At 70.9% G+C, this 15,282-nt stretch carries 1 protein-coding gene (running past one end of the window); it reads right to left on the bottom strand.

Translation table 11 applies throughout. The features are described from left to right. A protein-coding gene (locus ACFVW6_RS04270; protein WP_378823752.1) for a non-ribosomal peptide synthase/polyketide synthase crosses the window boundary here: on the bottom strand, nt 1-15,282 show its beginning. Its footprint begins 28,395 nt before the window's first position; only the first 15,282 of its 43,677 coding nucleotides appear in the window; its start codon is at nt 15,280-15,282; its stop codon lies beyond the left edge, outside the window.

The following is a 15,282-nucleotide window of genomic DNA, read 5'->3' as shown; positions in this document are numbered from 1 at the left end:
GAGCACGTACACGGCCAGGCCCGCGATGGCCCGGCCGACGACCGAACCGGCCGCGGCGGCAATGGTTTTCGCGTCGAGCGCGCGGTACGACACGTGCACCGTGGTCTCGGTGATGCCGTACATGTTGACCAGCGTCGGCGCGCTGTCGCCGTGCCGGGCCACCCAGTCCGAGAGCCGGCGCAGTTCCAGCGCCTCGCCACCGAAGACGACGTAGCGCAGGGCCAGCGGCGCCAGGCCGGGTCCGGCGATCCGGTCGGCCTCGGCGAGCTGGTAGAACGCCGATGGCGTCTGGTTGAGCACCGTCACCTGCTCGACCCGCAGCAGCTCCAGGAACTGCTCGGGCGAGCGCGAGGTGTAGTAGTCGACGACGATCAGCGAGCCGCCGAACAGCAGCGGACCCCACAGCTCCCACACCGAGAAGTCGAAGGCGTAGGAGTGGAACAGCGTCCACACATCGCGCGGGCCGAAGCCGAAGTCGCGATCGGTGTTGGCGAACAGGCGCACCACGTTCCGGTGCGCGACCGCGACGCCCTTGGGGCGGCCGGTCGAGCCGGAGGTGTAGATGACGTAGGCGACGTTGTCCGGCGAGAGCGGCGCGATCCGATCGGCGTCGGTGATCGGCTGATCGTCGGCGTCCTCGATATTGCCGGTCTCCACGGCGAAGCCGTCGAGCACCACCGAGGGCAGGTGCGCGGGCACCGTCACCTGGACGGTGGAGTCGAGGACCACGCTGGTGGGGCGGGAATCCTCGAGCACGTAGGCGATGCGCTCGGCCGGATAGGTCGGGTCGACCGGCACGTAGCCCGCGCCGGTCTTGACGACGGCCAGCAGCGCGACGACGAGATCGAGCGAGCGCGGCAGGATCACCGCGACCAGCGATTCCGGGCCCGCGCCGTCGTCGATCAGCCTGCGCGCCAGCACATTCGCGCGGCGATCGAGCTCGGCGTAGGTGAGCGACTCGACGCCGAACTTGGCGGCGATGCGGTCCGGGTAGGCCGCGGCGGCCGCGTCGAACAGGTCGACCAGCGTGGTGTGCTTGTTGCCGAACAGCCCGCGACGGTGACCCGCCGGGGTGCTGGCGTCGTGGATCACCGGCAGGGCGATGGCGTCGGCGCCGGAGGACACCCAGCGCTGCGCGACGTCGCGCTGTTCGGCTTCGCCGAGCAGGTCGATGTCGCCGACGATCACGTCGGGGTTCTCGGCGACGCTGCGCAGGATGCGCACCAGGCGGTCGCCGAAGGCGGCGACGGTCTCGGCGTCGAACAGATCGGTGGCGTAGTTCCAGGACATGGCCAGCGAGCCGTCGGCGGCCTCGCCCACGGTCAGCTGCACGTCGAACTTCGCTGTGCCCGGGTCGAAGTCGACGACGTCGAGGTCGAGGCCGGGCAGCGCGACGGTGCCGGTGTCGGCGGCGGTGGCCGCCTCGAAGGTCAGCGCCACCTGGAACAGCGGGTGGTGGGCCTGCGAGCGGGTGGGGCTGAGCACGTCGACGAGCCGCTCGAACGGCACGTCGGCGTTGGCGAAGGCCGACAGGTCGACCTTGCGGACCTGGTCGAGCAGGTCGCCGAAGCTGCCGCCGAGGTTCACCTCGCTGCGCAGCACCAGGGTGTTGACGAACATGCCGACGAGGTCGTCGAGGGTGCGCTCGCCACGGCCCGCGATGGGGGTGCCGATGGCGATGTCGGTGCTGTTGGACAGGCGTGCCGCCCAGGTGGCCAGTGCGGCGTGCATCACCATGAACAGGGTGACGCCGTGCGCGCGGGCGATCTCGGTCAGCGCCTGATGCAGCCGGGCGTCGACCGAGAAGCGGTACAGGTCACCGGCATTGGTGGCGATCTCGGGACGCGGGCGGTCGGCGGGCAGCTCGATCTGGTCGGGCAGGTCGCGCAGTTGCTCGGTCCAGTAGGCGATCTGGCTCGCGGCGACCGACTCGGGATCGGACTCCTCGCCGAGCACCTCGCGCTGCCACAGCGTGTAGTCGGCGTACTGCACCTCGAGCGGCGCCCACGCGGGGACCTCGCCCCGGACGCGCTCGGTGTAGGCCACCACGACATCGCGCAGCAGCGGGCGCAGCGAGAAGCCGTCACCGCTGATGTGGTGCATGACCAGCACGGCGACATGGTTGCGCTCGTCGACGCGCAGCAGGCTCGCGCGGAACGGCACCTCGCGGGTGACGTCGAAGTGCACGCCCGCCAGTTCGACCACGCGGGCGACGACCTCGTTCGCGGTGACCGGCTGGGCGGGCAGCGCGAAGCGGACCTCGTCGGCGGGCAGGACCTGCTGGTAGCCGGCGCCCTCGAGCTCGGGGTAGAAGGTGCGCAGCGACTCGTGCCGCGCGGTCACATCGGCGATGGCCGCTTCCAGCGCGGCGACGTCGAGGTCACCGGTGAGGCGGATGGCCACCGGGATGTTGTTGACGGCGGTGCGGTTGTCGAAGCGGTTGAGGAACCACATCCGCTGCTGGGCCTGCGAGAGCGGCACCAGTTCGGGACGCGGCTGCGGCACCAGCGGAATGCGCCCGCCGCGGCCGGTGGCGGTCTCCACGCGGGCCGCCAGCGAGGCCACCGTCGAGGCCTCGAACAGCGCGCGCAGCGGCACCTGGGTGTCGAGCGCCTCGGACAGGCGCGCGGCGACCCTGGTGGCGACCAGCGAGTTGCCACCGAGCTCGAAGAAGTCGTCGTCGAGGCCGACCTGACCGGCGCCGAGGACCTCGGCGAAGGTGGCGGCGACGATCTGCTGCACCGGGGTGACCGGCGCCTGGAAGGTGCGCGCGGCGAACACCGGCGCGGGCAGCGCCTTGCGGTCCAGCTTGCCGGAGGCGTTGAGCGGGAAGGCGTTCAGCACCACGTAGGCGGCCGGGACCATGTACACCGGCAGCTCGGCGCCGAGGGCGTCCTTGACCGCGTCGGTGTCGACGATCGAGCCCTGCTGCGGGATGACGTAGGCGACCAGCTGATCGCCGGTGCGCTCGTCGGCCCGGACCACGACCACCGACTGGGCGATCTGCGGCAGCGCGGTGAGCGCCGACTCGATCTCACCGAGTTCGATGCGCAGACCACGCAGCTTCACCTGGAAGTCGGTGCGGCCCAGGTATTCCAGCTCGCCGTCCGGGGTCCAGGTGACGAGGTCACCGGTGCGGTACATGCGCTCGCCGGGCGCGAACGGATCGGCGACGAAGCGGTCCATGGTGAGGTCGGGGCGACCCACATAGCCGTGCGCCAGCTGCACGCCCGCGAGATAGAGCTCACCCGCGACACCGACCGGAACGGGCCGCAGGCGCGAATCCAGCACGTAGAGACGGGTGTTGAACACCGGGGCGCCGATCGGCACGGTGTCGGCGTCGGCGTCGGTGACCTCGTGATAGGTCACGTCGACCGCGGCCTCGGTGGGGCCGTACAGGTTGTGCAGCGCGGCGCCGGTCAGCTCGCGCAGGCGCTGCGCGGTCGGCGACGGCAGCGCCTCACCGGAGGCGAACACATTGCGCAGCGAGACACAGTCCGCGGCAAGGGGTTCGGTGACGAACACGGCCATCATCGACGGCACGAAGTGCACCGTGGTGACCTGCTCGGCGGCGATCAGGCGGGCCAGGTAGGCCGGGTCGCGATGCCCGTCCGGCTTGGCCACCACCAAGCGCGCGCCGACCTGCAGGGGCCAGAAGAACTCCCACACCGACACGTCGAAGGTGGCGGGCGTCTTCTGCAACACCACGTCGTCGGCGGCCAGGCCGTAGGCGGCGTGCATCCAGACCAGGCGGTTGACGATCGCGGCGTGGCTGACCGCCACGCCCTTGGGGCGACCGGTCGAGCCGGAGGTGAAGATGACGTAGGCGGTGTTGTCCGAGCGCAGCGGACGATGCCGGTCGGCGTCGGTGACCGGCTCGGCCGACTGGCCGGACAGGTCGAGCTGGTCGATGCGCACCTCGCGCCCGGCCACCCCGGGCAGGCTCTCGCCGGAGGTCAGCACGCAGACCGGCTGCGCGGTCTCGAGGATGTGCTCGATGCGCTCGGCCGGGTGATCGGGGTCGAGCGGCACGTACGCGCCACCGGCGGCGGACACGGCGTACATGCCGACCAGCAGGTCGATCGAGCGCCGCATACCCAGGGCCACATACGATTCCGGGCCGACACCGGCGTCCTTGAGCCAGCGCGCCAGCTGCCGCACGCGCACCGCGAACTCGGCGTAGGACAGACTCGTCCCCTCGAACGTGAGCGCGGTCGCGTCGGGCGTGCGCGCGACCTGCGCCTCGAACAGGGCGTTGAGGGTGGCCGGGTCGTCGTCGCTGGGGGTGCTCAGCGCGGCGTCGACGGCGAATTCGGTGTCGTTCCAGCGGTCGAGCACCAGGGTGCGCTCGGCGGCGTCGAGCAGTTCGATGTCACCGACGGCGACCGCCGGGTCGGCGACGACGCCCTCGAGCACGCGCAGCAGGCGCGCGCCGAAGGTGGCGGCGAAGCCGGCGTCGAAGAGGTCGGTGGCGTAGACGAGTTCGGCCTCCATGTGGCTGTCGTCGTCGGCGGGCACCTCGCTGAGCGCCAGCTGCAGATCGAACTTGGCCACGTGCTGGTCGATGCCCAGCTCGGACACGGTCAGGCCGGGCAGTTCCAGGGTGGTGCGGCCCAGGTTCTGGAACGAGAGCATCACCTGGAACAGCGGGTGGCGTGCCTGCGAGCGGGCCGGGTTGAGCACCTCGACGAGGCGCTCGAACGGCACGTCGGCGTGCGCGAAGGCGGCCAGGTCGTGCTCGCGGACCCGGGCCAGCAGCTCGGTGAACGAGGCGGCCGGGTCGACCTGCGCGCGCAGCACCAGGGTGTTGACGAACATGCCGACCAGGTCGTCGAGCGCCTGCTCGCCACGACCGGCGACGGGGATGCCGACGGCGATGTCCTCGGTGCCGGACAGGCGCGACAGCAGCACCGCGAAGGCACTGTGCACCACCATGAACAGCGTGGTGCCGTGCTCGTGGGCGACCCGGTTCAGCGCGTCGACGAGCTCGCCCGGCACCTCGAAGCGGTGCGTGCCCGCCTGGTAGGTGGCCTGCGCGGGCCGCGACTTGTGGCCGACGCGCAGCTCGTCGGGCAGATCGGCGAGCGCGCCGCGCCAGTAGTCGAGCTGCTCGGAGATCAGCGAGGTGGGATCGGTCTCCTCGCCGAGGGTCTCGCGCTGCCACAGCGCGTAGTCGACGTACTGCACCGCCAGCGGCGGCCAGCCCGGCTCGGCGTTGGCCGTGCGCGCCACATAGGCGGTCATCAGGTCGCGCACCAGCGGGCGCAGCGAGAAGCCGTCGGAGGCGATGTGGTGGACCACCATCACCAGCACGTGCTCACGCTCGCCCAGCTCGTAGACCCGCAGGCGGACCGGGGCGTGCGCGGTGACATCGAAACCGCGCCGGGCGAACTCGTAGAGCGAGATCGCCATATCGGTCTCGTCGGCCTCGACCAGTTCCAGCTCGGGGATGGAAACGGCGGCGGCGAGCACCTTCTGGTAGGCGGTGCCGTCGTGCGAGGGGTAGACGGTGCGCAGCGACTCGTGCCGGGCGATGACGTCGGCGACCGCGCCGCGCAGCGCGGGCAGATCGAGCAGGCCCTGCAGGCGCACGGCGACCGGGATGTTGTAGGTGCCCGCGTCGCCGGTGTCGCCGAGATCGAAGCGGTTGAGGAACCACATCCGCTGCTGTGCCAGCGACAGCGGCGGGTGCTCGGGGCGCGGCCGCGCGGTGAGCTCGGCGCGCACGCCGGTGCCCGCGTGCGACTCCACCCTGGCCGCGAGCGCGCCGACGGTCGGCGCCTCGAACAGGGTGCGGACGCCGACCTCCGCGTCGAGGGCCTTGCTCAGGCGGGCCGCGACCTGGGTCGCGACCAGCGAGTTGCCGCCGAGGGCGAAGAAGTCGTCGTCCACGCCGACGCGATCGGCGCCGAGCAGGTCGGCGAAGATCTCCGCGACGATCTCCTCGATCGGGGTCGACGGCGCGCGGAACACCTTGGCCTCGAACACCGGCGCGGGCAGCGCCTTGCGATCGAGCTTGCCCGAGGCGTTGAGCGGGAACTCGTCGAGCACGACGAGCGCGGCGGGGACCATGTACGCGGGTAGCTCGGCGGTGACGCCCGCCTTCACGGCCGCCACGTCGATGCCCGAATCCGCTTCGGGCACCACATAACCCACGAGCTGATCGCCCGCGTGCGCGTCGGCGCGCACGACCACGACCGACTGCGCGACGCCCGGCTGCGCGAGCAGGGTCGCCTCGATCTCGCCGAGCTCGATCCGCAGACCGCGCAGCTTCACCTGGAAGTCGGTGCGGCCCAGGTAGTTCAGTTCCCCGTCGCGGGTCCAGGTGACCAGGTCACCGGTGCGGTACATGCGCGAACCGGCCGCGCCGTACGGGTTGGCGACGAAGCGGTCGGCGGTGAGATCGGCCCGGTTGAGGTACCCGACGGCGAGCTGATCGCCCGCCAGGTACAGCTCACCCGCGACACCGGGGGCCACCGGATGCAGCCGCGAATCCAGCACGAACACCTTGGTGTTCCACACCGGACGACCGATCGGCACCGACTCCAGGTCGGTGTCGACGACCTCGTGATAGGTGACGTCGACCGCGGCCTCGGTGGGGCCGTACAGGTTGTGCAGGCGGGCGCCGGTCAGCTCGCGCAGGCGCTGCGCGGTCGGCGCGGGCAGCGCCTCACCGGAGGCGAACACCTGACGCAAGCGGACCGCGTTGCCGTTGCCGTTGCTGCCGAGGGTGGACACGAACACCGACAGCATCGACGGCACGAAGTGCGCCGTGGTGATGCCGTGCTCGGCGATGACCTGGGCCAGGTACACCGGGTCGCGGTGGCCATCGGGCTTGGCGACGACCAGGCGCGCGCCGGTCTGCAAGGGCCAGAAGAACTCCCACACCGACACGTCGAAGGTGGCGGGCGTCTTCTGCAGCACCGCGTCGGCGCCGTCGATCGGGTACTCGTGCTGCATCCACAGCAGGCGGTTGACGATCGCGGCGTGGTCGACCGCGACGCCCTTGGGGCGGCCGGTCGAACCCGACGTGAAGATCACGTAGGCGGTGTTGGTGGCGCGCAGCGGCTGGGTGCGCTCGGCGTCGGTGATCGGCGCCGAGCCGAAATCGGCGGGCGATTCGATGTTCTCGACGGCGAGCACGGTGACGCCGTCGGCCTCGAACGCGTCGCGTCGGCTGGTGAGCACCAGTTCCGGCCGCGCGGTCTCGAGGATGTGGCCGATGCGGTCGGCGGGCTGGTCCGGGTCGAGCGGCACGTACGCCGCGCCCGCTTGCAGCACCGCGTACATGGCGACGACGAGTTCGGTGGAGCGCCGGATGGCCAGTGCCACATGCGCACCCGGGCCGACACCGTCCGCGATCAGCCTGCGGGCGATGCGGTTGGCGCGCTCCTGCAACTCGCGGTAGCTCAGCCGCTCGTTCTCGAAGACCAGCGCGACCGCGTCGGGGGTCCGCTCGACCTGGGCGTCGAACAGCGAGACCAGGGTGCCCGCCGGCACCGGGCGCGCGGTGTCGTTCCAGTCGACGAGGACCTGCGCGTGTTCCTCGGGCGCGAGCAGATCGATGTCGCCGACGGCGACCTCGGGATCGGCCACGATCGCGGCGAAGATGTTGTCCAGCCTGCGCGCGAACGCGGCGACCGTCGACTCCTCGAAAAGGTCGAGGGCGTAGGAGAACTCGGCCGACATGCCGCCGGCCTCACCGTCGGTGTCCTGCACCTCGGTCAGGGTCAGCTGGAGGTCGAACTTGGCCAGCTGGGAGTCGTAGTCGATGCCGCTGACCGACAGGCCGGGCAGCTGCAGCGAGGCCTGCTTGTTGTTCTGGAACGACAGCATCACCTGGAACAGGGGATGGCGCGCCTGCGACCGCGGCGGGTTGAGCACCTCGACGAGCCGCTCGAACGGCACGTCGGCGTGCGCGAACGCCTGCAGGTCGGTCTCGCGGGCCTGGTCGAGCAGGGCCGCGAAGGAGGTCGCGCCCTCGACCTGGCTGCGCAGCACCAGGGTGTTGACGAACATGCCGACCAGGTCGTCGAGGGCCTGGTCACCACGGCCCGCCACCGGCGTGCCGATGGCGATGTCGCTGGTGCCGCTGGCGCGGGCCAGCAGCACGGCCAGCGCGCTGTGCATGACCATGAACAGCGAGGCGTTGTAGCGGCGGCCCAGTTCCACCAGGGCGCGCTGGGTGTCGCCGGAGATGACGAAGCTGTAGGTGCCACCGCGGTAGCTGGCCACCGGCGGGCGCGGGTGGTCGGCCGGGAGCACCAGCTCGTCGGGCAGATCGGCGAGTTCGCGGGCCCAGTAGTCGATCTCGGAGGAGATCAGCGACTGCGGGTCGTCCTCGGAGCCGAGGACCTCGCGCTGCCAGAGCGCGTAATCGGCGTACTGGACCGGCAATTCGGCCCAGGTCGGCGCCTCCCAGGAGGTGCGGGCGGCGTAGGCGACGATGACATCGCGCGACAGCGGCGCCATCGACCAGCCGTCGGCGGAGATGTGGTGCACCACCATGCCGAGCACGTACTCGGTCTCGCTGATCTCGAAGAGCCGTGCGTGCAGCGGCACTTCGCTGGTCACGTCGAAGGCCATCGAGGCCAGGTCGATCAGGTGATCGATGAGGTTGTCCTCGGTGACCCGGTACGGGGTCAGGTCGGGGACGATCTGCGCGGCGTCGAGCACCACCTGCACCGGGCCGTTGCCCGACTCGGGGAACACGGTGCGCAGCGACTCGTGCCGGTCGATCACGTCGATGACGGCGACCTGCAGCGCGGCCACGTCCAGCTCGCCGGACAAGCGGATCGCGACCGGGATGTTGTTGACCGCCGAGGCGGTGTCGAAGCGGTTGAGGAACCACATGCGCTGCTGGGCCAGCGACAGCGGCACCAGGTCGGGCCGCTCGCGGGCGACCAGCGCCTTGCGGGCGCCGTCACCGGCCTGGGACTCCACCCGCGCGGCCAGCGCCGCGACGGTGGGGGCCTCGAACAGCATGCGCACGGGCACCCTGGTGTCCAGGGCGATGCCGATGCGGGAGGCGACCTGGGTGGCGATCAGCGAGTTGCCGCCCAGCTCGAAGAAATCGTCCTCGACGCCGACCCGGGACAGTTCGAGCACGTCGGCGAAGACCTGCGCGACGATCTGCTCGATCGGGGTGGTCGGCGCGCGGAACTCACGCACCTCGAACACCGGCGCGGGCAGCGCGCGGCGGTCGAGCTTGCCGTTGACCGTCAGCGGGACCGCGGCCAGCACCATGATCGAGGACGGCACCATGTAGGCGGGCAGGCGCTGCGCGACATGGTCGGTCAGCGCGGGCACATCGATCGAGCTGCCGGGCACCGCGACGACATAGGACACCAGCGAGGTGCTGCCGCCCTTGTTCTTGTGGCCGATGCTGACCGCGAAATCGACGGTCTCGTGCGAGGCCAGCGCGGAGTCGATCTCGCCCAGCTCGATCCGGAAACCGCGGACCTTCACCTGGAAGTCGGAGCGGCCGACGTACTCGACATTGCGGTCGGCGGTCCAGCGCACCACGTCACCGGTGCGGTACATCCGCAGGCCGGGCGCGTAGGGGTTGGCGACGAAGCGGTCGGCGGTCAGCGCGGCGCGCGCGTGGTACCCACGCGCCATGCCGATGCCGCCGATGTAGAGCTCACCGGCCACGCCCACCGGCACGGGGCGCAGGCGGTCGTCGAGGATCAGGGTGTGGACGCCGCGGATGGGTCCACCGATGACGACCCGCTCCCCCGGGATCAGGCCCTCGGAGAGGTTGGAGGCGATGGTGGTCTCGGTCGGGCCGTAGACATTGCCCAGCATGCGGCGCGAACCGTCGGGCAGGCGCACCGCCCACTTGGTGACCAGCTCCGGCGGGACCGCCTCACCACCGGCGGCCAGCACCCGCAGATGGTCGAGGCCGCGCGCGTCGAAGGTGGCCAGCGCGGCCGGGGTGACGAACGCGTGGGTGACCTCCTCGGTGATGAGGATGTCGCGCAGTTCCTCACCGCCGTAGACACCCGGCGGGACCACGACGAGCGTGCCGCCGCGACCCAGCGCCAGCAGCAGCTCCAGCACCGACGCGTCGAACGACGGCGAGGCGAAATGCAGTGCGCGGGTGTCGGAGTCGAGCGAGTACAGGTCGATCTGCTCGGCGCAGAAGTTGGCCACGCTGGCGTGGGTGACCACCACGCCCTTGGGCACACCGGTGGAACCGGAGGTGTAGATCAGGTACGCGGGCTGGGCCGGGTCGGTCGGGCGGACCAGCTCGCGCGGGGCCAGCGGCGCGTCGGAGATGTCGTCGAGATCGATGTCGTCGACCTCGAGCCAGCGCACCGATTCCGGCAGCTCGTCGGCCTCGGAGGTGACCGTGATACCCACGGACACACCGGCATCGGTGATCATGTGCGCGATGCGGTCGGCCGGGTAGTTCGGGTCGACGGGCACGAACGCGGCACCGGTCTTGGCGACCGACCACACCGCCAGCACCGACTCCAGCGAGCGCGGCACCGCGACGGCGACGAAGTCCTCGGCACCGAGGCCCTGCTGGATCAGCAAGCGCGCCAACTGGTTCGAGCGGCGATCGAGCTCGCCATAGGACACACTGGTCCCCTCGAACACCACGGCCGTGGCCTCGGTGTCGAGGGCGGCCTGCGCCATCAGCTGCGGCAGGGTGCGCGCCACCGCGGCGGGCGCGCCGTAGCGGGTGATCAGGTCGGTGCGCTCGGCGTCGTCGAGCACGTCGATGGCGCCGACGGTGACCGCCGGGTCGGCCAGGATCGCGTCGAGCACGCGCCGCCAGCGCAGCAGCAGCTCTTCCACGGTCGACTGGTCGAACAGGTCGACGGCGTAGGTGAGCACGCCGGTCATGCCCGACAGCGAGCCGGTGACGGTGTGTTCCTCGGTCAGCGTCCACTGCAGGTCGAACTTGGCCATGTCGACCTCGACCTCGTCGGCGTCGACCGACAGGCCGGGCAGCTCCAGGGTGCCGTGCGACATCTCCTGGAACGACAGCACCACCTGGAACAGCGGGTGCCGCGCTTGGGAGCGCGACGGGTTGAGCACGTCGACGAGCCGCTCGAACGGCACATCGGCGTTGGCGAACGCGCTCAGGTCGGTCTCGCGGGTGCGGGCCAGGAACTCGCTGAACGGCTGGGTCGGGTCGACGTCGGAGCGCAACACCAGGGTGTTGACGAACATGCCGATCAGGTCGTCGAGCGCCTGCTCACCACGGCCGGCGATGGGCGTGCCGACCGCGATGTCGGTGGTGCCCGACAACCGCGCCAGCAGCACGGCCAGCGAGGCGTGCATGACCATGAACAGGGTGACGCCGTTGGCGCGGGCCAGCGCGGCCAGCTGCTCGTGGGTCTGCGCGTCGATCTCGAAACCGACCCGGGCGCCACGGAAGCTCTGCTGCTGCGGGCGCGGGCGGTCGCTGGGCAGGTCGAGCTGGTCGGGCAGGCCGTCCAGCGCCCGCTGCCAGTAGTCGAGCTGGCGCGCGGCCATCGACGTGGGATCGCTCTCGGCGCCGAGCAGTTCGCGCTGCCACAGGGTGTAGTCGCGGTACTGCACCGGCAGCGGCGCCCAGCCGGGCGCCTCGCCCGCCGAGCGGGCCAGGTAGGCGGTGGCGACGTCGCGGGCCAGCGGGCCGAAGGAGAAACCGTCGGCCGCGATGTGGTGGACCACGAAGGCGACCGCGAATTCCGGTGTGCCATTGGTCGTTCCGCCGGTCACCTGGTAGATCCGCACGCGGATCGGCAGTTCCAGGGTGACGTCGAAACCGGTGGAGGCGAACAGGATCAGCTCGTCGTGCAGGAGCGACTGATCGATCGGGGTCACCGTGATGCCCAGATCGAACTGGTCGGCGCCGAGCACCTGCTGGAAGCCGCCGTCGGCGTCCGGGAAGATGGTGCGCAGCGATTCCTGGCGCACCACGACGTCGTCGAGCGCCGCGATCAGCGCGTCGACGTCGACGCGGCCCTTCATCCGCACCACGAAGGGCAGGTTGTACGTCGGTGCGGCGGGGTCGAACTGGTTGATGAACCACATCCGCTGCTGGGCCAGCGACAGCGGCACCTGCTCCGGATGCGGCAGCGCCACCAGCGGCGGGCGCGCCGCGGAGATGTCGGCGGGCGTCGCCGATTCGGCCCGCGCGGCCAGCCCGGCCACGGTCGGGGTCTCGAACAGCGCGCGCACACCCAGCTGGATGCCGAACGCGGCGCCGATGCGGGCCACGACCTGGGTCGCGACCAGCGAGTTACCGCCGAGCTCGAAGAAGTTGTCGTCGGCGCCGACCCGCTCCTGGGACAGCACATCGGCGAAGATGCCAGCCACGATCTGCTCGGCCGGGGTGCGCGGCGCGCGGAAATCGCCTGCGGCGGCGGTGAAGACGGGCTCGGGCAGGGCCTTGCGGTCCAGCTTGCCGGAGGTGTTGAGCGGGAACGCGTCGAGCACCATGATCGACGCGGGCACCATGTAGCTGGGCAGCTTCTCGGCGACGAACCTGGTCAGCGACGCCGGATCGGCGGACTGGCCCGGCGCGGGCACCACATAGGCCACCAGCTGCTGACCCGTGGCGGTGTCGACCACCAGCACCGCGGCCTGGGACACGCTCGGGTGCGCGAGCAGGTCGGTCTCGATCTCGCCGAGCTCGATGCGCTGACCACGGAACTTCACCTGGAAGTCGGTGCGGCCGATGTACTCGAGCACGCCGTCGGCGTTCCAGCGCACCAGGTCACCGGTGCGGTACATGCGCTCGCCGGGCGCGCCGACCGGGTTGGCGATGAAGCGATCCGAGGTCAGGTCCGGGCGGCCGCGATAGCAGCGGGCCAGCTGACGACCCGCCAGATACAGCTCACCCGGGGCGCCGATCGCGGCCGGGCGCAGCCGCGAATCCAGCACGTACACTTCGACATTCCACTCGGGGATACCAATCGGCACCGTGACGGTGTCGGCCTCGGTGGCCTCCCAGTAGGTGACCGAGACCGCGGCCTCGGTCGGGCCGTACAGGTTGTGCAGACCGGCGGTGGAGATCGCGCGCAGACCGGCGGCGGTCTCCGGCGGCAGCGCCTCACCGATGACGAAAACCGCACGCAGCGTTTCGCATTGGGCCCGGGTGGCGTGCGAGACGAACACCGTCAGCATGGACGGCACGAAGTCGGTCACGGTGACGCCGTGGCGTTCGATCATGTCCGCGACGTAGAGCGGGTCGCGATGGCCGTCGGGCGAGGCGATGACCAGCTTCGCGCCGACCATCAGCGGCAGGAAGTAGCCCCACAGCGACACGTCGAAGGTGGTGGCGGTCTTCTGCAGGTAGACGTCGTCGGCGGTCAACCGGTACTCGTCGAGCATCCACAGCTCTTGGTTGACGATCGCGTGGTGGGTGACCGCGACGCCCTTGGGGCGGCCGGTCGAACCCGAGGTGTAGATGACGTAGGCCGTGTTGTCCGGGCGCAGCGGCGCCAGGCGCTCGGCGTCGGTGATCGGGGTGTCGGCGAACGCGGCGGTGTCGAGGGTGTCGAGTTCCACCCTGGCCACCGTGCTCGGTAGGTCCAGGTCGTCGCCGGTGGTGGTCAGCACGCAGACCGGTGCCGCGGACTCGAGGATGTAGGCGGTGCGGTCGGCCGGGTGATCCGGGTCGATCGGCACGTACGCGCCACCGGCGCGCAGCACCGCGTGCATACCGATCACCAGGTCCAGCGAGCGGCGCATGCCGAGCGCGACCAGCGACTCCGGGCCGACGCCGTCGGCGATCAGGAACCGGGCCAGGCGGTTGACCCGCGCGCCGAACTCGGCGTAGGTCAGGGTCTCGCCCTCGAAGTCCAGGGCGATGTTGTCCGGGGTCAGCGGGATCTGCGCGTCCAGCAGCGCGGGCAGCGTGGTCGCGGGGACCTCGTGCGCGGAGTCGTTCCACTCGGTCAGCGAGCGCTCCAGCTCGGCGGCGCCGGTGACCGGCAGACTCCACACCGGGGCCACCGCGTCGGCGGCCAGGAAGCGGTCGAAGAACTCCAGGAAGCGGGCGTGGTGGGTGGCCGCGTCGGCCGCGGAGTACAGGTTCGGGTTGGTCTCGAAGTCGATGTGCGAGCGGGTGCCGCCGTGCGACTGGTAGAAGTTGACGCCCAGGTCTTCGATCGAGCCGGTGGAGAGCACGTTGAGGGTGCCGTCCATGTCGCCGAAGCGCAGCTCGTTGTCGAACAGCATGATGTTGACCCACGGGCCGAAGAACTCCGTGGCGACCATGCCCTCGCCCGCCGAATCGCGGCGGATGTCCTCGTGCCGGTACCGCTGGTGGCGCAGCGCGCCGGAGACCTCGGTGGTCACCGCGCGCAGCAGCTCGGCGACGGTGGTGTCGTGGCCGACGCGCAGACGCAGCGGCACGATGTTCGAGGTCACACCGCCGGAGCGGCGCATCACGGCCGTGGTGCGGCCGGTCACCGGGAGGCTCAGGATCACGTCGGAGGTACCGGTGATCTGCGCCAGGTACGCCGCGAAACCGGCGATCAGCAGCGGCGCCGAGGTGGTGTCGTGGCGGGCGATGGCCTCGCCGAACAGCTCGTCCTGGGCGGGGCTCAGGGCGGCGCTGGTGACGTCGTTGACCGGCGAGGGCGGCGCGGAGCGGCCGGTGAGGCTGCTGCCCTCTTCCAGCCCGGCGACGCGCTGGGCCCAGTGCGCCTTGTCGGACTCGAAGCGGGAGCTGTCGCGGTAGGCGATCTCCGACTCGTAGAGCGCGCGCAGATCGGTGGCCTTGTTGGCCGGCGCGTCGACGCCGGTGACGGCCGCGGTGTAGAGCTGTGCCGTGCGGGTGACGAAGTTGTTGGCGCCGAAACCGTCGAGCACGATGTGGTGGACGCGGGCGTACCAGTACCAGCGCTCGTCCTCGAGCTGCAGCGCGGCGGCCTGGACCAGGCGGTCGGCGACGATGTCGAGCGGGCGGCTGTACTCGGCGCGCATCCACGCCGCCGCGGCGGCCTCGGGGTCGGCCTCGTCACGCAGGTCGACGTAGATCAGCGTGTCGTCGAGGGTGAGGTCGACGGTCTGCATCGGCTCGCCGTCGATCTCGACGATGCGCAGGAAGCCCGACTGCTGCTCCGCGGCGGCCTGGGAGCTGACCTGCTCGAGCACCGCGACGTCGAGCCGGCCACGCAGGTCGACGAACTGGGCGATATTGATCGGCACCTGCGGGTCGACGTGCTGCGCGTACCAGATACCCAGCTGTGCGGGCGAGAGCGGGAAGTACTCCGCAGAGACTCCACGTCCGTCACCAGTTTCGCCGTTTCCGCCGAAATCCAGCCGGTCCAA

Source organism: Nocardia sp. NPDC058244, from assembly GCF_042882065.1.
Classification (GTDB): Bacteria; Actinomycetota; Actinomycetes; order Mycobacteriales; family Mycobacteriaceae; genus Nocardia.
This window is presented reverse-complemented; position numbering and strand designations above follow the sequence as displayed.